At 71.4% G+C, this 20,120-nt stretch carries 15 protein-coding genes; 5 read left to right on the top strand and 10 right to left on the bottom strand.

The features are described from left to right. Positions 1-247: 247 nt before the first annotated feature. The 3 genes from WME89_RS03685 to WME89_RS03675 all read right to left on the bottom strand — a co-directional run bounded on the left by WME89_RS03685 (position 248) and on the right by WME89_RS03675 (position 3,562). Positions 248-1,204, bottom strand: coding sequence for a hypothetical protein (locus WME89_RS03685; protein ID WP_438007879.1), 957 nt, complete (start codon positions 1,202-1,204; stop codon positions 248-250). Positions 1,205-1,279: 75 nt separating this feature from the next. After that, positions 1,280-2,899 (bottom strand): S53 family peptidase, encoded by a 1,620-nt coding sequence (locus WME89_RS03680; protein WP_438007878.1) that lies wholly within the window; start codon positions 2,897-2,899, stop codon positions 1,280-1,282. A gap of 45 nt (positions 2,900-2,944) precedes the next feature. Next, on the bottom strand, positions 2,945-3,562 hold the full coding sequence (locus WME89_RS03675) for a hypothetical protein (protein WP_438007877.1): 618 nt from the start codon (positions 3,560-3,562) through the stop codon (positions 2,945-2,947). Between the two features lie 358 nt (positions 3,563-3,920). Here WME89_RS03675 and WME89_RS03670 point away from each other — a divergent pair, with 358 nt between their 5' ends. From WME89_RS03670 to WME89_RS03660, 3 genes are all read left to right on the top strand, one after another. Continuing rightward, positions 3,921-4,910, top strand: coding sequence for a homocysteine S-methyltransferase family protein (locus WME89_RS03670; protein WP_438007876.1), 990 nt, complete (start codon positions 3,921-3,923; stop codon positions 4,908-4,910). 160 nt (positions 4,911-5,070) lie between these two features. Next, complete coding sequence (locus tag WME89_RS03665; protein WP_437623561.1) at positions 5,071-5,763, top strand: glutathione S-transferase N-terminal domain-containing protein; 693 nt, start codon at positions 5,071-5,073, stop codon at positions 5,761-5,763. 684 nt (positions 5,764-6,447) lie between these two features. Next, on the top strand, positions 6,448-7,374 hold the full coding sequence (locus WME89_RS03660; protein WP_438007875.1) for a hypothetical protein: 927 nt from the start codon (positions 6,448-6,450) through the stop codon (positions 7,372-7,374). A 379-nt stretch (positions 7,375-7,753) separates the two neighbouring features. Here WME89_RS03660 and purU read toward each other — a convergent pair whose 3' ends face one another. The 3 genes from purU to WME89_RS03645 form a co-directional block, all read right to left on the bottom strand. Further along, positions 7,754-8,650 carry a formyltetrahydrofolate deformylase gene (gene purU / locus WME89_RS03655; protein ID WP_437623559.1) on the bottom strand — a complete coding sequence of 299 codons (897 nt, stop codon included), beginning with the start codon at positions 8,648-8,650 and terminating at the stop codon, positions 7,754-7,756. 197 nt (positions 8,651-8,847) lie between these two features. Beyond that, positions 8,848-9,579 (bottom strand): histidine phosphatase family protein, encoded by a 732-nt coding sequence (locus tag WME89_RS03650; protein WP_436624951.1) that lies wholly within the window; start codon positions 9,577-9,579, stop codon positions 8,848-8,850. A gap of 289 nt (positions 9,580-9,868) precedes the next feature. Then, positions 9,869-10,174, bottom strand: coding sequence for a hypothetical protein (locus WME89_RS03645; RefSeq protein ID WP_438007874.1), 306 nt, complete (start codon positions 10,172-10,174; stop codon positions 9,869-9,871). A gap of 311 nt (positions 10,175-10,485) precedes the next feature. Here WME89_RS03645 and WME89_RS03640 point away from each other — a divergent pair, with 311 nt between their 5' ends. After that, positions 10,486-11,091 (top strand): hypothetical protein, encoded by a 606-nt coding sequence (locus tag WME89_RS03640; protein ID WP_438007873.1) that lies wholly within the window; start codon positions 10,486-10,488, stop codon positions 11,089-11,091. Between the two features lie 17 nt (positions 11,092-11,108). Here WME89_RS03640 and mgtE read toward each other — a convergent pair whose 3' ends face one another. Further along, a complete protein-coding gene (mgtE, locus tag WME89_RS03635) occupies positions 11,109-12,443 on the bottom strand; it encodes a magnesium transporter (protein ID WP_438007872.1) in 1,335 nt (444 codons plus the stop codon). Positions 12,444-12,765: 322 nt separating this feature from the next. Further along, entirely contained in the window at positions 12,766-13,383 is a 618-nt protein-coding gene (locus WME89_RS03630; protein ID WP_437654108.1) for a Maf family protein, read from the bottom strand. Between the two features lie 572 nt (positions 13,384-13,955). Here WME89_RS03630 and WME89_RS03625 point away from each other — a divergent pair. Continuing rightward, on the top strand, positions 13,956-15,599 hold the full coding sequence (locus WME89_RS03625) for a right-handed parallel beta-helix repeat-containing protein (protein ID WP_438007871.1): 1,644 nt from the start codon (positions 13,956-13,958) through the stop codon (positions 15,597-15,599). Between the two features lie 91 nt (positions 15,600-15,690). Here the strand turns inward: WME89_RS03625 and WME89_RS03620 are convergent, their stop codons facing one another. Beyond that, positions 15,691-17,880 carry a bifunctional alpha,alpha-trehalose-phosphate synthase (UDP-forming)/trehalose-phosphatase gene (locus WME89_RS03620; protein WP_438007870.1) on the bottom strand — a complete coding sequence of 730 codons (2,190 nt, stop codon included), beginning with the start codon at positions 17,878-17,880 and terminating at the stop codon, positions 15,691-15,693. A gap of 116 nt (positions 17,881-17,996) precedes the next feature. Further along, positions 17,997-19,691, bottom strand: coding sequence for a serine/threonine protein kinase (locus tag WME89_RS03615; protein ID WP_438007869.1), 1,695 nt, complete (start codon positions 19,689-19,691; stop codon positions 17,997-17,999). Positions 19,692-20,120: the final 429 nt, after the last annotated feature.

The raw sequence follows: 20,120 nt of genomic DNA, 5'->3' as shown, positions 1-20,120 counted from the left end.
CGAGCAACGGGCCCTCGTCTAGCTCAGAGCCCGCCCGCCGGCCAGACCGCCGGCGCGCCGCGACGTGCAGTCCCACCGAACAAACGCGGCAGTTCGCCGCGCGCGCCCTCCCCATCGCGTCGCCGAGCGGCGCTCACCCGCACAGGAGACGGGCCCAGATCGGCGTTTTCGGCGCGCAGGCGCACTCCAGTGCGCTGAGCACCGAAAACGTCGAGATGGGCCCGTATCCGCAGCGGGTGAGCGCCGCTCAAGGAGAATTCCAACGAGGGTCGCCCTCGATCACCCAGCCGAGCGCCCGCTGGGTCTCCTCGGCGACGGGCCCGTCGTAGCGGTGGCCGGCCTCCTTGCCGCGCACCACGCGCGTGAGCACCCCCGCCTTCTCGAGGCGCGCGGCGGCCGCGGAGGCGGCGGCGCCGCAGCCGGCCTGCGCGCAGACGAAGAGGACGCGCTGCCCGCCGCCTTCCGCGAACGCCTTCGCGGTCGCCGGGGTCCACTTGTCGTGCCCGCCCTCGACCAGCACGAGGCGCGGGAAGAGCGCCGCCCGGCGCGCGGCGATCGCGGAGCCCATGATCGCGCCCAGCGAGAAGCCCGTATAGAGCACCGCCCCGGGGTCCACGTGCTCGGGGAAGCGCGCCCGCAGCGCCGCGAGGCCCGCGTCGATCTCCTGCTCCAGGCGGGCGTTGCTCTCGTACGTGAAGCGGACGTCGCTCGCCGACGGCGAGTCGGAGCGCGCGACGCCGCGCGGACACAGGATGAACGCGCCGTCCCCCGCGATGCCGCGCCACACCTGACACTGCCACTCGGGCCGGTCGTAGTTGCCGTGCGACGCGATGAGCACGGGGCGCCGCGCCGTGGCGCCGATCGGCACCGACACGACCGCGCTCGGGAACCCCTCGACGGCGAGCTCCACGAACGGCCCTTCCGCGCGGAGCGGCGCGATCTGCGCGGCGAGCGCCGCCGCGCCCGCGGCCGGCGGCGCGGCGTCCGCGGCCGGCGGCGTCGCGCCGTGGTCTGCGGCAGGGGCCGCCGCCGTCGCGCCGCTCGCGACCTGCTCCGCGCCGCCGGGGGCCGGCGCCGACGACGCGCCGGGCGGCGTGGGCGCGGTGCCGGCGGCGCGGCCCGGGCGATCGCAGCCGGGCGCCGCCGCCGCGAGGAGCGAGAGGCATGCGAGCGAGCGGGAGAGGAGCGCGACGGGGAGCGTCATCCAGCGGAGGATGACGCATCCGCGCCGCCGGGACGACGCGCAGGGCGCGACCGCAGCGGCCGCTCTATCTACGGGTTACGGGAGCGCCTCGGCGAGCTTGTCGGCGAGCGGCGCGCCCCAGCCGGTCGGGTAGTCCCAGCCAGGCCCCGCGCGGAACCCAGGAGCGTACTCGTTGCTGGGGGTCTCCCCCTCGGTGATGTCGCGGAACGCGGCCTGCACGTCCTTGCGCTCGTAGAGGGTCTTGTTCAGCCACCCCGCGACCGGCTTGCCCTCCGCGAGCCGGTAGCTGTTCACCGACGCCATCATGCCGGCGAACACCGGGGCAGAGAACGAGGTGCCGCTGCGGCGGTCCCACTCGCCCAGAAAGTAGAGCCAGTACGTCGACTCCGGCGAGGCGTTCAGCGCCACGTCGGAGACGGCGCGCTGGCCCTGCGCGTCCGTCACGACGTCCTTCTGCCAGCTGGGCGTCTTGAAGGAGCGGGACCGGCCCGACCCCGAGCCGCTCCACGCCACCTCGCGCGCGACCTCGCCGTCGTCGCCGAGCTCGAGCACCGTCCCGCCGACGCACGTCACGTACGGGCTCGACGACGGCACGTCGGGCCTGCTCGAGTCGCCGCTCGCGACGACGATCGTCATCCCGAGCGCCGCGCCCATCCGCGCCGCGTCGTTGTACTGCTGCCGGATCACCTCGGCCTCGGTCTCCTCGCGGTGCGCGAACGACGTCGAGAGCACCGACACCTCGCCGGCCGCGATCGCCTCGTTCCACGCGTAGAGGATGGACAGGGTGCGCGCGTCCGGCCCCTCGTACGCGATGACCTGCGCCTCGGGCGCCATCACGCCCGACCACTGCGTGTCGAGCGTCGTCTCGACGTAGCGCGTCGAGACGGGATCCGCCGTGAGCACGACCTTCGGGTTGTCGCGCGAGACGCCGAACGAGCGCCAGAACGACTGGAGATCCCTGGTCTTGAACGTCGCCCCGACCACGACGCCGAGCTTCACGCCCTGCCCGAGGTGCCCGCCCTCGTGCAGCCTGTCGACCCCGTAGGCGCGCGCGATCTGCGCGGGCGTGAACCCCTGCTCCTGTTGCTCCGGAGGCGTCGTATCGATCGAGCCGCCCTCGGGGGAGAGCGGCTCGGTGTCCGCGGGGACGTCGACGGCGATCACGCCCGACGTCAGATCGATGATCTTCTGCGGCGGCCTGAGCGGGTCGAGCGCGCCGAAGGTGCGGAGCGGCCGGCCGCCCGCCGACGGGTTCTCGCGCTCGAAGTCGCGGAGCTCCGTGTCGAAGGCGGTGTTGAACTGCTCGACCGTGCCCGAGAACTCGAGCAGGAGCCGGTTCCGGGACCGGCGCCTGATCTCCATTCCCTGCTCGGTGAGCCACGCCTCGACGGCCGCGACGTCGCTCTCGGCGGGGGCGTGGCGCTCCAGCCAGGCCTCCACCGGCATGTACTTGCGGAAGCTGTCCGGCTTGTCGGGATCGTACATCGCGTCGATCGCGCCCTCGAGCCCGGGGACGTCCCGGGTCGGGAAGCCGATCAACGCGCGGAAGCGATCTCCCTCCGGCGCCGGGCCGAAGTCCAGGTAGATACCCGCGACCGGCCCGGGGAGGCCGCTCGGGAGCACCGGGTCATCGTCTCCGCACGCCGCGCTCGCCAGGGCGAGCGCGGCAACGCACCAAACCGAGAGCGAACGCATCAACGATGCCTTGCCGGGGGGGATCAGGTGAACGTCAGGCCAGACTCAGCACCACACGTGTTCGATGTAGTAGCAGGTGTACGTGCCCGGGTACCAGCTCTCCGGCCAGCCGCCGGTCTCGTTGTCCACGCAGACCTCGCAGTACGCGTGGATGCAGTCGGGGTCTTCGGTCTGCGGCTTGGCGCCCGGGGCCGTCACGGGCTTCTCCGAGTAGAAGAACCCGTTGGCCTTCAGCTCGCCGAGCTCGCTGTCCGACAGCTTGCCGAAGGCGGTCTCATCCGAGGAGATGCTGAACCGCTGATCCGACGCCTCGGTCAGGACGGGCTTCGGGTAATCGCCGTAGTCGGCGTTCTCGACCGCGCGCATCTGGTCCTCGAGCAGGACCTCCTTGCCGCTGGGGGCGGTGAGCTTGATGCGGCTGTAGTCGATCGGCGCCGCCGCGTAGTCGAGGGCGTAGACCGTGTCCTGGCTCAGGTCGAGGCTCAGGAACTCCCCGGCCGGGAGGGCGGACACCTCGGACTGCGTGATGCGCTCGTGCTCCACCACCGGTTCGTCGGCGACCGGCTCCGACGCATCGCATCCGGTGAAACCGGCCGCTGCAATGACGCCGAGCGCAACACAGAGAGCGAGCGACTTGGAAGAACGGATGGACTGTCGAATCATGATGGCGTTCCTTTCTATAGTCTCACTGACGGAGGTCACCTGGCCCCGCGCTGGCCAGAGGGAGCTCCACCCCTGTCGGTCCTTCGAGCGATCGCTGCTAGTTGGACCCCACGACTCCTGCGAGTTGAGTGGAATGAGGGGAAGATGATTTCATTTCAAACGGTGCCGCAGCACCCCCATACCTGGCAAGTAAATTCCCGGCGCGGAAGAGATTTCCATCGTTCTTTCTGCCGCGCAGTGGTCTGGACGGTGCGCTGTGCGGGTGCCGCTCACCTGCGGCGATACAGCGCGGCCAGGGCGGCAATCAGGGATTGCCTTGAGCGCTGGCCACGGACATACCGGAGCCTACATGGAGGACATGCTCAGAGAGCCGTCCGGGCTAGTCGCGCAGGCCGCGCAGGCCGCGCAAGCCGCGCAAGCCGCGCGGGCCGCGGTGGCTGACGTCGTGGTCCTTGACGGCCCGCTCGGGACCGAGCTCGCCGCGCGCGGGATCGAGACGCCGGCGCCGCTCTGGAGCGCCGCAGCCCTGCTCGACGCGCGCGGCTGCGACGCGGTCCGCGCGATCCACCGCGACTACGCGCGCGCGGGCGCGACGGTGCACACGGCGAACACGTTCCGCACCACGCGGCGGCAGGCGGGCGCCGCGTGGGCCGAGCTCGCGGCGCGCGCCGTGTCGCTCGCGCGCGAGGCCGTGCGCGATGTGGGCTCGCGGCACCGGGTCGCCGGGAGCATCGCGCCGCTCGAGGACTGCTACCGGCCGGATCTGAGCCCCGCCGACGCGCGGCAGGAGCACCGCGAGCTCGCGCAGGCGCTCGCGTCGGCCGGGGTCGACGTCCTGCTCTGCGAGACGTTCCCGCACGTCGGCGAGGCGCTCGTGGCGCTCGAGGAGGCGGTCGCCACGGGCGTCGAAGCGTGGGTGTCGTTCACGGCGGGCCCGGACGCGGATCTCCTCTCGCCCGAGGACATCGGGGTCGCCGCGCGGGAGGCCGCCGCCCGCGGCGCGCGGGCGGTGCTCGTGAACTGCACCCCTGCGACTCGCACGCTCGCGTACGTCGAGCGGCTCGCGGCGTGCGGCGTCCCGTTCGGGGCCTACGCGAACGCGGGCGCCGCCAGCGAGGGGCTCGGGTGGCGCGGCGGGCAGGGCAGCTCGGCGGCGGCGCGCTACGCCGACCTCGCGCGCCGCTGGCTCGAGGCGGGCGCCACGATCGTGGGCGGGTGCTGCGGGACGGGGCCAGCGCACATCGCGGCGCTGCGCGCGCTGGTCGTCGACGAGCGCGCGCACGGCGCGGGGCCAGCGCGCGGGCACGGCGCGGGGCCGGCGCGCGGGCCTTCGGGGTCGCCGCGCTGAGGGGTCGATCGCCGGTTGCTCCCCCCGGGGCGACGTGCCACCGATGCTCGCGGAGCCGGGCGACGCCGGCGCGCAGCGGCGCGCCCTGCTGCACGACGATCCAGAGCCTGAGACAGCACGCCGTCGCGATCGGCGAACCATCACGGAGACGGAGCGTACGATGATCGATCTCTATTACTGGCCCACCCCGAACGGCTGGAAGATCAGCATAATGCTCGAGGAGACGGGCCTCCCGTACAAGCTCATCCCGGTCAACATCGGGCGGGGTGACCAGTTCAAGCCGGAGTTCCTCGCCATCAGCCCCAACAACCGGATGCCCGCGATCGTCGACCACGAGCCGGCGGGCGGCGGGGCGCCGATCTCCGTGTTCGAGTCGGGCGCGATCCTGCTCTACCTCGCGGAGAAGACCGGACAGGGCATGCCGTCGGATCTCCGCGGCCGTTACGAGGTGACCCAGTGGCTCATGTGGCAGATGGGCGGCCTCGGCCCGATGAGCGGGCAAGCGGGCCACTTCGGCCAGTATGCGCCGGAGAAGATCCCGTATGCGATCGAGCGCTACACGAAGGAGGTGCGCCGGCTCTACGGCGTGATGGACAAGCGGCTGGCGGACCGGCCCTACCTCGCGGGCGAGTACTCGATCGCTGACATCGCGAGCTTCCCCTGGGCGATCCTGCACGACCGGTACGGCGTCGCGCTCGACGAGCTCCCGAACTTCAAGCGGTGGCTCGAGGCCATGCGCGGGCGGCCGGCGGTCGAGCGTGGGCTCGCGGCCGGGAGCGAGCTGCGGAATCAGAGCCAGCAGCTCGACGACGAGGCGAAGAAGTGGCTGTTCGGGAAGAAGCCCGAGGCGTGATCCTGCCGTCCAGGTCGCGCCCGGACGCGCCGCCCTTGCGCTCGGCGTCAGCGCGTCCTTCCGCCGTGGGCGCAGCGTGATCCCTTGATGGCGCTGCGACGGGGGCGAAGGGTTCGATCTCGGATGAATCGACAGTTCCGGCGCCCCGCCGGTGCACACGCGATTCCACACAGCGCTTCCTGAGCAAGGCCGCGCCATCGCCTCGGCTCGACATCCGGGCGGGCGCCCGCTCCGCCTGACGTTTGGCGCGCCTCGCCACCGCGGTGTGCCCTGGCTGGACGCGACGTCGTGTTCCGTCTGCTCTGGCGGTGTGCTCCGTCTGTTCTGGCGGTGAGGTGCGCGCGTCACGCGCGCGGAGCGCCCTCGGGCGCGCGACCGGCACGGGGGCGCCCGGAGGACGCGAGGGGGCGCGGCTCCGGCAAGCGCGGTGACGAGCGAGGAGGCCTGGGCGGCAGGCCGGGAGAGCGCCTCCCCGGGAGGTCGGTTTTGCTCGGATCGGGAGAACTCCGCCGCGGGGCGCAGAATCGAGCAAGCGCGCTGGATCGCCCGCGGGACGAACGTCAAGCACCCTGTGAGCGGAAACGTATGCACACGCCTACCAGGCACACAGTCTGCTCTGCGGTGAGCCCGAGATGTCCGGGCGTCGTGGGCCCTGGCGGACATCAGGGGGAACCAATCATGTCGATGCATAGCAAGACGCTGGTGCCTGCGATCCTCTTTGCTGCGTTGGCCGCCGGCTGCGCGCTGAATACGGACGAGGCGGACGTCGATCAAACCGAGCTCGACGAGGAGGCTGTCGAGTCGGCGGATCAGGCGCTCGGGGAGGCGAGGGGCGGGTACGTGGGGATGGGCACGGCCCAGCTCGCGCCCGGGAAGGGTGCATACGGCCCCAGCAAGGGTGCATACGGCCCCAGCAAGGGTGCATACGGCCCCAGCAAGGGAGCTTTCAGCCAGAGCCAGCTTGGATATGGCCCCAGCAAGGGCGCTCTCGGCCCTAGCAAGGGTGGATATTGGCACAGCAAGCGAGCATTCGGCCCGAGCAAGGGCGAGCTCGGCCCCAGCAAGGGTGCCTTCGGCCCGAGCAAGGGCGAGCTCGGCCCCAGCAAGGGTGCCTTCGGCCCGAGCAAGGGCGAGCTCGGCCCCAGCAAGGGTGCCTTCGGCCCGAGCAAGGGCGAGCTCGGCCCCAGCAAGGGTGCTTTCGGCCCCAGCAAGGGCGAGCTCCCGTCCAAGGCTGGGCTGGGCGCCTACGCCGGCCAGCAATCGGGGCAACAGGCCGGATACGGCCAGTCAGCCATCGGTCAGAGCGCCGCCATCGGACAGTCGGCCATCGGGCAGCTGGGCGTCGGGCAGCAGGGTGTTGGTCAGAGCGCCGCCATCGGACAGTCGGCCATCGGGCAGCTGGGCGTCGGGCAGAGCGCCGCCATCGGACAGCTGGGCGTCGGGCAGAGCGCCGCCATCGGACAGCTGGGCATCGGCCAGTCGGCACAGGTTGGCCAGTCGACGGTGGGAAAGAGCGCCGCCGTCGGGCAGCTGGGCGTCGGGCAGACGGGGGCCTTCGCGCCCGGCGTCACGGGCCAGACCTCCGCGGTAGGCCAGCAGGGCCAGCCGTAAACCCCCCGCGCGCGTGCTCTCACCAGGCCCATGGGAGGGCGCGCCCCGCTCCGGGCTCTGTCGGACGACCTGCTGCGCGATCGAGCTCGGCCCGATCGTGGCGCTGTCCGACAGAGCCCGCCCCACCTCCCGACCGACGCCGCTCTAGCCTAGAGCGGTTTCCAGCCGGAATTGCTACACCGCCTTCCCTCTTCCCTCTTCCCTCTTCCCTGCTCGTCCTTCGTGCGCGTGCGCGTGCGCGATTTCCCGGAGTCAGCGCGCACGCGCACGCGCACGCGCACGAGGAAGACAGACGAGAGATGGGAGACGAGAGACGGGAGACGGGAGACGGGAGACGGGAGACGGGAGACGTCTGCATCGGACCCGCGCGAAAAGCGCGCTAAAAAACGATGGTACGGCGGCCTTCGACGATGACCCGGCGCTCCAGGTGCGCACGGACGGCGCGCGAGAGGACGAGGCGCTCCACGTCGCGCCCCACCCGCGTCATCTCCTCTGGACCCAGCTGGTGATTCACGCGCGCGACGTCCTGCTCGATGATCGGACCCTGATCCAGGTCCCGGGTGGCGTAGTGCGCCGTCGCGCCGATGAGCTTCACGCCGCGCACGTGCGCCTGGTGATACGGCTTCGCTCCCTGGAACGCCGGGAGGAACCCGTGGTGGATGTTGATGACCGGCGGCCCCTCGTCGAGCAGCTGCTCGGAGAGGATCTGCATGTACCGCGCCAGCACCACGAGATCGACATGGTGCTTCTTCAGCAGGTGGAGCACCTGCTGCTCCTGCTCGCGCTTCGTCTCCGGGGTGATCGGGAGACAGAAGAACGGGATTCGAAAGCTCTCCGCCACCGCCTCGAGCGTGGGATGATTCGAGATGACGAGCGGGATGTCGCAGCGGAGCTCGCCCGCGCGCTGCCGGAGCACGAGGTCGTAGAGGCACGCCGGATCCCGCGTGACCAGGATCGCCATCTTGGGGATGTGATCGCTGTAGTCCACCGACCAGCGCGCCGAGAGCGACGTGGCGAGCTCGCGAAAGGAGGCCTCGATCGCGCTGCGCGTGGCCGAGCCGCCCAGGGCGGTGACCGCGGCCGGCGACGAGAGGCCGGACAGATCGACGACGAGGCGCATGAAGAAGCGGGGGCCCTCGTCCGTGAACGCATCGGTGTGATTGCTCGCGTCGATGATGTTCAGGCCGATGTCGTAGAAGAACCCTGCGAGTCGCGCGACGAGGCCGGGCTGGTCGGGCGCGGCGACGAGGAAGGTTGCGTGAACGGGACCCATCATGCGCGTCATGTAGCTCGCCCGGAGGCGGACGTGCAAGCGAAGGGACGCCGACCGTCAGCCGCCCCCGAGAGGCCCGCTCCGGTGCGCCTCAGACGAAGGGCGCGCGGCGCGCCGTGCAGGGCATGACGACTCGCTCGAGCCGCCAGGGACGGCGTGAGGTGAATGACGCGAGAGGATGAGCCCCTGGCAGCGCGGAGCTAGCGGCCCTCGCCGCTCTCCGACGACGGCGGCCCCTCATCGGCGATCCTGGGAGCCAGCGTGGAGAGCTCCGCCCAGGGGATGCGCACGGTCCGCTCGACGTCGCGCAGGTGAGCGCTGTCGTTGTAATAGATGAGATGCCAGGCCTCGGCCCGGCCCCAGCGCCGCCGGCGCTGCCAGTGGGTGATCGACGTGTGACGCGTGGCGAAGTGCGCGACCGGGAAGGCGAGCGCGTTCATCTTGAAGAAATGGAGGAACGCCACGTCGATGAAGCCGCCGTGCGTGAACACGACGATCGTCCGCCCCTCGTGCTCGCGGGTGATGCGATCGAGGGCGACGGAGACCCGGAGCATGAACTGAGCCCAGCTCTCCCCACCGGGGCTCGCCGGGCGGAACGGCTCGCGCTCGAAATCGATCGCGTAGCGCACCATCGCCTCTCCGACCGGCATCCCGTCCGCCTCGCCGGGGCGGAGCTCCTGCACCTCGTCGTCGAGCGTGAGGGGCAACCCCAGGGCAGGGGCGACGATCTCGGCGGTCTGCTGCGCCCGGCGGTAGGAGCTGGCGATCAGGACGTCGGCGGCCATCTCGCGCGTCGCCGCCAGGCGATCGCGCAGCCGCTCCGCCTGGAGGACGCCGAGCGACGTGAGCCCGGTGTCCCCGCGCATCCCGCCCACGATATGGTTCACGTTGACGAGCGCTTCTCCGTGCCGGATGAGGTAGAGGTTCGTCACGATGGGAGCCTCCGAGGCGCGCAACCTGGCGAAGGGAAGGGCCGCGCGGGGCGGTCCGCGCCCGCTAGGAAGAGCAAGGCCCCCCTCGAATGTCAAGCGTTTGTACCTCCGCCGCACGAGCGCGATGGCGCCGGAAGAGGGTAGACGAGCGCCCTCCGGCGGCGCGCCGCGAGATCGCGCGCGGCCTCGTGGTCCACGCTCGTGGCGCCGCCGGGGACATCGACTTCGACCCTCTCGATTGGAGGCCTCCCGCGCGCGCCGCGCGGCGCGGGAGGCCGCGCGGCGCGGCTCAGGGACAGCCCTGGAGGAGCGCGAAGAACGCCGCGCTCTCGGAGCAGACCTGCTCGCCGCGCAGGGCGGTGCAGAACTCGTCCTCCGAGCGGAACGTCTTCTTTCCCGTGCTGCCCTCGATGCAGGAGATCGAATAAAAGAACCGCGAACCGCTGTCGCCGGGCGAGGCCGGGTCCCCGGGCTCGGGGTCGTCGCTCACCTGGGAGCTGCCGCCGCCGGCGTCCCCCGGCGGATCGAACCCGAACAGCGGAAATACCACGAAGGGCAAAAGGCCGAAGAGGCTAGCTGCGAAATGCGGGACCATGAGTTCACCTCCAACCTCGATGGAACATCCATCGATCGTCCGAGGTGGCTATTGCATCTCACAGGCCAGCTCGGGTCATGTCCGCCCATTGCACAGCAGCGCGCGAGCCGGGGGCGAGCCGCCGCACGCCCGCGAGGCAGCCGCCCCGTCCAGGTCGGAGGGGCGCCGCGGTCGCGCGGTCGTGCGGGCCAGGTCGCCACGACGGCCGCGCGGCCGCGCCACCGCGCCGCCCCGGCGGATCGCGCGCCCTCTGGCGCTTGCCAACGCGCTCGGACCTGGCCTACAAGGCGGGCCCTCTGAAGGAGCCCCTCATGCACCGTCGCAGCTTCATCGCGGTCGCGCTGGTCGGCATCGCGGCCCTCGCCGGGTGCGGGCCGCGCTGGCGCGTCGTGACCCAGGCGAACCCCGATCCGTTCGTGGGCCAGCGGTACTTCGCCCTGACGCCCATCGACTACGTGGGCCTGCGCCTCGTCGACGAGCCCGAGGACATGTACCTCGCCAAGAAGGACGCGGACGAGCAGCGGAGCTTCATGCAGGACAAGGCGTCCGTGAACGAGGAGTTCGCTAAGACGCTGATCTCCCACGCCAAGGAGCAGGGCATCGACGTCGCCGAGGTCAGCGATCCCGCCTCGTCGCCGTTCGTGATCAGGCCCTACGTCGGCTACATGAACCCTGGCTTCTACGCGGTCGCCTCCTCGGCCCCCAGCCAGATCATGCTGACGCTCCGGATCACGACGGCGGACGGCAAGGTGCTCGATGAGGTCCAGTTCTCGAGCCGCACGGCGTCGCCCAACCCGAGCACGGCCCTGAGCAGGGCTGACTCGGACAAGCTGTCGAGCGGCGGCCGCTGGCGCGAGGACGCGCGCATCATCGGCGAGGCGGCGGCCGGCTACCTCGCGTCGCGCGTCAGCCCGTAGCCCGGGAGCGCCGCCCTTCAGAGGAGGAGCCCCCGGAGCAGGAGCTCGGCCACGCTGAAGTAGATGACGAGGCCCGAGACGTCGACGAGCGTCGCGACGAACGGGGCCGAGGCGCTCGCCGGGTCGAAGCGGAGCGCCCGCAGCACGAACGGCAGGAGCGCGCCCGAGAGCGTGCCCCACGTCACGACGCCGACCAGGCTGATCGCGACGGTCATCGCGATCGGCCGGTAGTGCTCGCCGTAGGTCCCGAAGAGCTCCTCCCAGACCACGACGCGCGCGAACCCAAGCGCGCCGAGGATCCCGCCGAGCGCGAGGCCCGACGCGAGCTCCCGGCGGCAGACGCGCCAGAAATCGGCGAGCCGGATCTCGCCGAGCGCCATGGCGCGGATGACCAGCGTCGTCGCCTGAGAGCCGGAGTTGCCCCCGCTCGAGATGATGAGCGGCACGAAGAGGGCCAGCACGACCGCGCGGGCGATCTCGTCCTCGTAGTGCCCCATCGCCGTCGCGGTGAGGAGCTCGCCCAGGAACAGCGCGGAGAGCCACCCGGCGCGCTTTCCGACCATCCGGAGGAGCGGGGTCCGGAGGTACGGCGCGTCGAGCGCCTGCATGCCGCCGAGCTTCTGGATGTCCTCGGTCGCCTCCTCCTCCACGACGTCCACGATGTCGTCGGCGGTGACGATGCCCTTCATGCGCCCCTCGGCGTCGACGACGGGGATCGCCACGAGGTCGTGCTCCGCGAAGCGCCGCGCGACGGCCTCCTGGTCGACGTCCTCGTTCACCGACACGACGTCGGTCTTCATGATGTCGCTGACGCGCCTGTCGCCCGGGGCGATCATGAGCTGCCGCAGCGACACGACGCCGAGCAGCCGCTGCTCGGCGTCGAGCACATAGCCGTAATAGATGGTCTCGAGGTGGTCCCTCGCCTGTCGCTTGAGGTAGCTGATCGCCTGATCGACGGTCGCCTCCGGCCGCACGCGCGCGAACCACGGGCTCATGAGCCCGCCGGCCTCGTCCTCCGCGTACGCGATCAGCGCGCTGGCTTCTCTCCTCGTCGGCTCGTCGAGCAGCGAGAGGAGCTCTTCCTGCTCCTCTGGCGACACCTCCAGGAGGATGTCCGCCACGTCGTCGGGCGCGAGCAGGCGGAGCCACAGCCTGCGCTCGCCCTTCGTGAGCGCGGCGAGGAGCGCGGCCTGGTCGGCGGACGGGAGGCCCTGGAAGAAATCCTCCGCCTCCTCGCGCCGGAGCCGGCGATAGGCCTGCACGCGCTCGTCGCTTTCCAGGGCCGACCACGACATGGACAGCTCGGCTGCCGTGATGGTCTCGGCCCCCTTGGAGGGCGGGCGTTCCGTCATCGCCTCACCTCATCGAGCGCCTGGCCCGCCCTGTCGGCGCCGCCCGGCAGAAGGTGCTCAGTCCGAAGGGCCTCGTGGCACGCTTGGGCCACGAGCAGCGATTAGCAACGCGCGCGCCACGGCCGCGCTCCCCGGGCGGCCCAGCGCGCAGCCGCCGACGCCGCGCGCTGGCGCGGGGCCGTCGGGCAGCGCGACGCCTGGGGCGGCCAGGTCGCGTGACGCACGGCGCGGAGCGTCGCGCAGGGCAGGCCAGGGTCTCGCGGCTGTCGCGGATCCTCGCGCCGGGAAGCGCCCCTCGGGCCCCGCGCGGGTGATCGCGCGATCACCCGCGCGCGGGCGCGTCGAGCGGATCGACCCCGAAGCGGCGCAGGAGGCGGCAGAGCGGGACGAGCGGCAGCCCCACGATGGCGGTCTCGTCGGCGTGGCGCACGTCGTCGAAGAGCCACGGCCCGTGCTTCTCGAAGAGGTACCCTCCCGCGCTCCCGATCGGCCGATCCAGCTCGACGTAGCGGCGGATCTGCGCGCGGGCGAGCGGACGGACGCGCAGCTCCACGGTCACGATCTCGGTCAGCGTCCGCGGCGCGTCGGGGGCGAGCGGCAGCCCTGGCGGCGCGTGCACCGCGACGGCGGTGTGGAGCGCGTGGGCGCGCCCCGCGAGCCGCGCGAGCTGGTCCGCCGCCTCGTCGAGCGTGGCCGGCTTGCGCAGGAGCTCGCCGTCGAGATCCAGCGCCTGATCCGCGCCGATGATCAGGGCGCCGTGGCGCGCAGGCGCGAGGCTCAGCGCCTTCCCCTCCGCGAACAGGCGGGCGCACGCGGCGGGCGGCATCCCCTCGGGCGCGACCTCGTCGAACACCGGCGCGACCGCCTCGTACGCGAGCCCGAGGCGATCGAGGAGCGCCCGCCGGAAGGGAGACGTGGAGGCGAGGACAATCCGGGACATGATCGGCTCCATGGCACGGAACGACGCGCTTGCCGAGGGGAACCGTTTTCGCGCGGGCGTGGCCTTCGCTGTCCTCGCGCTGCTCGAGCAATGCTCGGAGAGGCGAGACGAACCGCCAAGGACGCCAGGAACCCCAAGAAGAGATTTTTTATTTTACCTTGGCGCCCTGGCGTCCTTTGACTCTCGAGTCTCCCGAGACTTCTCGATCTCTCCTGGCGCTCTTGACGGCTGAATCTCTCGAACGCTCTTTCATTTACCCTGGCGTCCTTGGTGGTCTTCTTTTCTATTTTCTAATTTCAATTTTCTAATTTCAACGTCAATAATCGAGCCAGACGCCGTTCACCGCTCGCACGGTCCGGGAGCCCTTCGCGCCACGCGTCGACTCGCTTCGATTTACAGCGATTCCCTCGGGCGTGGCAGCTGGCAAGGAGAGTCGGCAATGGCGAGAACGCCCGGGGACCACGAAGGACTGGCAGAGGTTGCCTGTCATCGGGTGTCTCCTGAATTACCCATCGTGCATTTCATTAAAAAGCAGCTTGCACTACCATTGCACGACACGCGACATTGCGGCGATGCAGCAACTCAACACAAGGCACCTCGTCACCCTCTCTCTCGTCGCGCCGGGCATCGCGCTCTCCGTGCTGCTCGCGGCCTCGCCGGCGAGCGCGGCGACATACGAGGTGGGCCGAGGCAAGCCTTATTCTGGCCTCGCGGAGGTTGCCCCTCGCCTCGCTGCCGGGGACGTGGTCGAGGTCGAAGGCGACGCGACCTATCCTGGGGACCTGATCTTCAAGAAATCTGGTACAGAAGCGCAGAAGATCACAATCCGTGGCGTCCGCACGAACGGCCGCCGCCCCGTGCTATCCGGGGGAACGAACACGGTGGTCTTCGGTGGTAATCATTACGTCTTCGAGGGCTTCGAGATCACCGGCGGCGCGAGCCGCTGCGTGTTCAACCGCGCGCACGACGTCACGATCCGCGACGCGGTGGTGCACGATTGCCCCGGGCACGGCATCCTCGGCGCCGACTCGGAGTCGGGCTCGTTCACCCTGGAGTACGTCGAGGTCTACGCGTGCGGCTCGGGCGACAGCCGGCATCCCATCTACATCGCGACCGACGAGGAGACGCGCCTCGGCTCGGTGTTCCGCATGCGGCATTGCTATGTGCACGACGGCAATGGCGGCAACAACGTGAAGAGCCGCGCCGAGCGGAACGAGATCTATTACAACTGGATCGAGGGCGCGAGATACCACGAGATCGAGCTGATCGGGCCGGACGGCCAGGACGAGGGGCTCGCGCGAGAGGACTCCGACGTGGTCGGCAATGTCTTCCGCAAGACCGGCAAGCACTTCGTGGCGCGCGTCGGGGGCGACGGCACGGGCCAGACGTTCGGCCGCTTCCGGTTCGTCAACAACACGTTCCTGCTCGCCCCCGGCTCGAGCGCGGCGATCAGGATGTTCGACGGGATCGAGAGCGTCGAGATGAGCAACAACGTGTTCTATCGGCCCGGCGGCGGCGGCGTGGAGGTCTACGTGGACCGGTCGGCGAGCTGGGCGACGGGCGCGGCGCTGATCTCGGGCGCCAACAACTGGGTGCCGCGCGGCTCCTCGGCCATCCCCGCGGGGTGGACGGGCACGCTCCAGGGCGCCGAGCCCGGCTTCGCGAACATCGACGCGCTGGACCTCCGCCCGTCGGCAGACAGCCCGCTCGTCGACGCCGGGGCCAGGTCGACGCCGAGCCCCGCGGGACACCCGTTCCCGGGGCCGCTCGCCGCGCCGCGGTTCGCGCCCGCTCGCGCCGCGCGCGCCGCGAGCGGCGCGCTGTCGCGGCCGACCGCGGGCGCGATCGACATCGGCGCCTACGAGCACGGAGGCGGGCTCGTGGCCATGAACGCTGCGTACACCCTCGGGGACACCGAGAGCGACGAGCAGGACTCCGCCGGGAGCGAGCAGGACTCCGCCGGGAGCGAGCAGGACTCCGCCGGGTGCGCCGCTGCCGTCGACACGGCCGTGAACGGGCCCGCAGCGCACGCTGGCGCGCGCGGCGAAGCGCCCTCGGATCGCGCGGGCGCCCCCTGCGCCGGCCACGCCGGCTCGTGCAGCGTCGGCGGGGCGATCGCAGCCCGCCCGTTCGCCGGCGCGGGCGCCGCCCTCGCCGCCGCGACGGCGCTCCTCGGGGCCGTCCTCCGGCGGCGCGGCCGCCCCTCCAGGGCGTGAGCCGCCGCGCGCGCGCCCTCGCGACGAGCGCCCGCGCGCCGGCCGCCCTCGCAGCGAGCCCTCTCGCGCCGGCCGCCCTCGCGGCGAGCGCTCACGCGACGAGCGCGCGCAGCAGCCGCCTCGCCGAGGCCGGATCGGGCAGCTGAAACGCCGCGGTGCTCTCCCCGCCGCCCACGTGGACCGTGAGCGCCGTCGGGGGGAGCGCCGCGAACAGGTCCTCGTCGGTCCTGTCGTCGCCGAGCGCGACGACCATCGCGTCGGGCGTCACCGTCGAGAGCACCCGCGGCACGATCATCCCCTTGTTCACCCCGCGCAGCCGCACCTCCAGCACCTTCCGCCCAGGGACCAGCTCGAGATCGCGCTCGCGCAGCACCTCCTCGAGCCTCGCGGGCACCTCGCGGGCCATCTGGCTGGCGAGCTCCGGATCGGCGGCCCGGTAGTGCCACGCGATCGACACCATCTTCTCCTCGATGAAGCTGCCCGCCGTGCGGTCGACGAAGCCCTGCAGGATGTCGCGGACCCTCGGCTTCCAGTCGAGCGAGACGTCGCGGAGCGCGACCCACGGCTCGCCGGGCGCCGAGCGGGAGAAGAACCCGTGCTCCGCGTGGAGGCTGATGGGCAGCTCGCCGAGCCACCGCTCGAGATCCTCGCGCGGCCGGCCGCTCACCACGTGCACCTGCGTCCGCGGGCGCGCCGCCAGCGAGCGCAGATCGGCGATGAGCTCCTCGTCGGGCGGCGCGAGCTCGGGCATGGCCGCGAGCGGGACGAGCGTCCCGTCGTAGTCGAGCATCACCACGAGCGACGGCGCGCTGCGCGCGCTCGCGATCGTGTTCAGCTGGGGCGCGTCGGTGCGCCGGCGGGCCGCCCCCACCGCGGGCGCCGCGCTGCTCGCGCGCTCGAGATCGTTGAGGAAGCGGCTCGACCAGCGGTGCGCGTCGTGCGTCATCACGCGGCGCCGGAGCGCCTGCATCCGGACGCGCTGCTCGGACGGCGTCATGACGAGCGCCTGCTTGATCGTCGCGGCCACCGAGTCGATGTCGTACGGGTTCACCGGGAGCGCCTCGATCAGCTCGGCGGCCGCGCCCGCGAACTCGCTCAGCACCAGGGCGCCCGTGTCGTCGATCCGCGACGCCACGTACTCCTTGGACACGAGGTTCATCCCGTCGCGCAGCGGCGTCACCATCATCACGTCGGCCGCGAGGTAGAGCGCGACGACCCCGGCCATCGGCATCGACCGGTGCAGGAAGTGGATCGGGACGTCGTCGAGCGTCGCGTAGGCGCCGTTGATCCTGCCGACGAGCTCGTTCACGACCCGCCGGAAGTCGGCGTAAGCGTCGACCTGCTCGCGCGTGGGCACCGCGAGCTGGATGAACCGGACCTTGCTCCGCAGCTCGGGCTCGCGCTCCAGGAAGCGCTCGATCGCCAGCATGCGCCGCGGGATCCCCTTCGTGTAGTCGAGCCTGTCGATGCCGAGCACGATCTTCCGGCCCTGGGCGCGCTCGCGGAGGCGCCGCGCCTCGGCCCGGACCTCCTCGTCCTGCGCGAGCCGCACGAACTCCTCGACGTCGATGCTCACCGGATAGACGCCGAGCCTCACCTTCCGCCCCTCGTACGCGAGCGTCTCGAGGTCGGGATCGAGGCCGAGCACGCGCGCGGCCGAGTAGACGAAGTGGTACCGATACGACGTCGTGTGAAACCCGACGACGTCGGCGCCGAGCATGCCGCGCAGCACCTGCTCCCGCCACGGCAGGATGCGGAAGACCTCGGCCGCGGGAAACGGGATGTGCAGGAAGAAGCCGATCCGCGCGTCCGGGATGCGCTGGCGCAGCATCGCCGGCAGCAGCGTGAGCTGGTAGTCGTGGACCCAGACCCTGTCCCCAGGCCTGTACCTCGCGGCAACAGCGTCGGCGAAGCGCTCGTTCACCGCGCGGTAGGTCTCCCAGTCGCGCCGGGCGTCGACGTGCACCTTCTCGACGAGGTAGTGGAACAGCGGCCACAGGACGTCGTTCGAGAAGCCGTCGTAGTAGCGGCGGACCTCGGACGCGGTGAGGTGGACCGGGACGGTGCCGAGCCGCTCCAGCTGCGCCTCGACCTCCTGGAGCTGCTCCGCCGTGAGGCGCGAGACGTCGCCCGGCCAGCCGAGCCAGAGCCCGCCGTGGCGCTCGTGCGGGCCCCGGATCGCGGTGACGAGGCCGCCCGTCGAGGGGACGACCGCGACGTCGCCCTGCTCGACGCGGACGGTCACGGGGAGGCGGTTCGAGACGATGAGCAGGCGGGACATGCGCCGCCAGAAGCTAGCGCATCACGCCTTCACCGCGCCTCGCGGCGCGGTGAAATCAGGGATGATCCGAGCGGCTCGTCGGGCGTGTCCTGATCGTTCCCGGTCGATCCGGAGCGTTACCGGTCGATGCGGATGGAGGGCGCCGAGGGCTCCGTCGTGGTCGGCTTCGACGTGGGCTGGGTCGGAGCCGTGCGGGGCGCGGTGCGGCCCCAGTTCCGCCGGCCGCCCGAGCCCTGCGACGGCTGCTCATCCGTCTTCGCCGGCGCCGCCGCCTGCGCGAGGCGCGCGACGGTCTGCACCGACATCTCCGACGGCCCCTGGACGATGGAGTAGGGCTGGAAGCCCTCCTTCTGGAGCGTCAGCCGGCGAGGCGTCGCGCGCACCAGCTCGTTCTCGATCGAGAGCTGGAGCGGCGTCTGCCCGAGCGACTTGCCGTCCTCGAGGACCTCGGCGCCCGGCGGGATCGACTCGATGATGAGCATGAACGAGGGCGCGCCCTTGTGGTCGGTGGGCGCGGCGGTCGGCGCGGGCCCGGGCGTGGGCGGGGGCGTCGTGGCGACGCTCTCCGCCGAGCTGCGCGTCATCACGAACACGACCGCGGCCACGACGACCGCGCCGATGGCGGCGAGGATCACCGCCTTGCGCCCGCCGGGCCGCGCCGCCTGCGCGCCCGCCCCGTCCTTCGCCGTGTTCGCCGAGGCCGCCGCCACGCCGCCGGGGCCCGTCCCGACGCCGGAGGTGCGTCCGCTCGCCTCGTCGTCCGTCGACGGCGCCGGGAGCGTGACCGCCTCCTTGAGCGCCTGCATCGTGGACGAGCGCGACGAGATCTGCACGCCGGGCAGCGACTCGAACGACGTGATCTGCGTGCCGCCGAAGGCGGTCGTCACGCCCATGCCGCGCGCGCACTCGCCGAGGCCCTGGATGAGCGCGTCCATCGTCGCGGGCCGGCCGTCCGGATCCTTCGCGAGGCAGCGCATCACGAGCGCCTCGAGCGGCTCCGGGATGTCGACGTCCGGGTTCCGCTCCTTCATGCGCGGCACCGGCTGCTGGAGGTGCGCCATCAGGATCTGGATCGACTTCTCGGACTCGAACGGGACCTTCCCGCAGAGCATCTGGTAGAGGATCACGCCCAGCGAGTAGATGTCGGTCCGGAGATCGACCTTGCCGTGCGAGATCTGCTCGGGCGACATGAAGCGGGGCGAGCCGAGGAACGCGCCCTGCTGCGTGAGCTCCTCCGAGTCGTCGCCGAGCTGCTTCACCAGGCCGAAGTCGAGGATCTTGACCGCCTCCTCCGAGTCCTCGTTGGAGACGAGCATGATGTTCGACGGCTTGAGGTCGCGGTGGACGACGCCGTGCTTGTGCGCCTCGCGCAGCCCGCGCGCGATCTGCCGGGCGATGCGCATGGCCTCGGGCGGCGGCAGGCGCCCCTGCCGGCGCACGCGCCGGAAGAGCGTCTCGCCCTCGAGGAACTCCATCGCCATGAAGAACCGGTCCTGATCGTCGGCCTCGATGCGGCCGTAGTCGAAGACGGTGACGATGTTCGGGTGCTGGAGGCGCGCGAGGATGCTCGCTTCGAGGAAGAAGCGCTTGTGGAAGTTCGGGTCGAGCTGCCGCGAGGCCTGGTTCGGGATCAAGACCTTGATCGCCACCGGGCGCCCGAGCGGGATCTGCTCGCCGCGATAGATCGTGCCCATGCCGCCCGTGGCGAGCATGGACAGGATCTTGAACTTGCTGTTGAGCACCTTTCCGAGCAACGGATCGATCGGCTCGCTGCGCGCTACTTCATCGACGACGTTTTCGTTGGCACTCATATGAACTCCGTCGCCTTCCCCGTGCGGGCGCGGGCGAGCCCTCCCCTCGTTGTCGATGCCTCGCGATGCTTGAGCTTGGACCTCATGACCGTGGGGGGCTTCGACGCGTGGGGCCGTCGGGGCAGTCTAAACGGAAGAAAAGTCCTTGGCGACCTTTCCGCGATCGCCCCGCTCGCGAGGCCGATGTCCCCGTACCGGAGGCCACGCGGGGGGCCTTGCGGGAGGCGCTGCACCATGCGTGTTGCGCCATAGCCCCGATCCACGGGAACCGCCAGTTGCTGGCATCGAGCGTCCGCATCCCACCTTCGCGCCACGAGATCCTTCGAGCAGATTACACCGCTCCGCGTCCGCGCGATGCCCTTCTCCAACCGTCCGTGCGCCGCCCCGCCGCCGCGGTCCCCCGGACGTCCCGCTCCCCCCGCGCCGGTT

Origin of the sequence: Sorangium sp. So ce321 (genome assembly GCF_051530195.1) — a bacterium.
Taxonomy (GTDB): Bacteria; Myxococcota_A; Polyangia; order Polyangiales; family Polyangiaceae; genus Sorangium.
The sequence above is the reverse complement of the archived record's forward strand: the minus strand, read 5'-3'. Positions and strand labels throughout refer to the sequence as shown.

What these genes read in the sequence shown, in the direction of transcription:
- WME89_RS03680 (WP_438007878.1), bottom strand. Translation starts at nt 2,899, where the DNA reads ATGCGTTCGCTCTCGGTTTGGTGCGTTGCCGCGCTCGCCCTGGCGAGC.
- WME89_RS03670 (WP_438007876.1), top strand. Translation starts at nt 3,921, where the DNA reads ATGCTCAGAGAGCCGTCCGGGCTAGTCGCGCAGGCCGCGCAGGCCGCG.
- WME89_RS03625 (WP_438007871.1), top strand. Translation starts at nt 13,956, where the DNA reads ATGCAGCAACTCAACACAAGGCACCTCGTCACCCTCTCTCTCGTCGCG.
- WME89_RS03640 (WP_438007873.1), top strand. Translation starts at nt 10,486, where the DNA reads ATGCACCGTCGCAGCTTCATCGCGGTCGCGCTGGTCGGCATCGCGGCC.
- mgtE (WP_438007872.1), bottom strand. Translation starts at nt 12,443, where the DNA reads ATGACGGAACGCCCGCCCTCCAAGGGGGCCGAGACCATCACGGCAGCC.
- WME89_RS03675 (WP_438007877.1), bottom strand. Translation starts at nt 3,562, where the DNA reads ATGATTCGACAGTCCATCCGTTCTTCCAAGTCGCTCGCTCTCTGTGTT.
- WME89_RS03665 (WP_437623561.1), top strand. Translation starts at nt 5,071, where the DNA reads ATGATCGATCTCTATTACTGGCCCACCCCGAACGGCTGGAAGATCAGC.
- WME89_RS03615 (WP_438007869.1), bottom strand. Translation starts at nt 19,691, where the DNA reads ATGAGTGCCAACGAAAACGTCGTCGATGAAGTAGCGCGCAGCGAGCCG.
- WME89_RS03660 (WP_438007875.1), top strand. Translation starts at nt 6,448, where the DNA reads ATGCATAGCAAGACGCTGGTGCCTGCGATCCTCTTTGCTGCGTTGGCC.
- WME89_RS03685 (WP_438007879.1), bottom strand. Translation starts at nt 1,204, where the DNA reads ATGACGCTCCCCGTCGCGCTCCTCTCCCGCTCGCTCGCATGCCTCTCG.
- WME89_RS03630 (WP_437654108.1), bottom strand. Translation starts at nt 13,383, where the DNA reads ATGTCCCGGATTGTCCTCGCCTCCACGTCTCCCTTCCGGCGGGCGCTC.
- WME89_RS03645 (WP_438007874.1), bottom strand. Translation starts at nt 10,174, where the DNA reads ATGGTCCCGCATTTCGCAGCTAGCCTCTTCGGCCTTTTGCCCTTCGTG.
- purU (WP_437623559.1), bottom strand. Translation starts at nt 8,650, where the DNA reads ATGATGGGTCCCGTTCACGCAACCTTCCTCGTCGCCGCGCCCGACCAG.
- WME89_RS03620 (WP_438007870.1), bottom strand. Translation starts at nt 17,880, where the DNA reads ATGTCCCGCCTGCTCATCGTCTCGAACCGCCTCCCCGTGACCGTCCGC.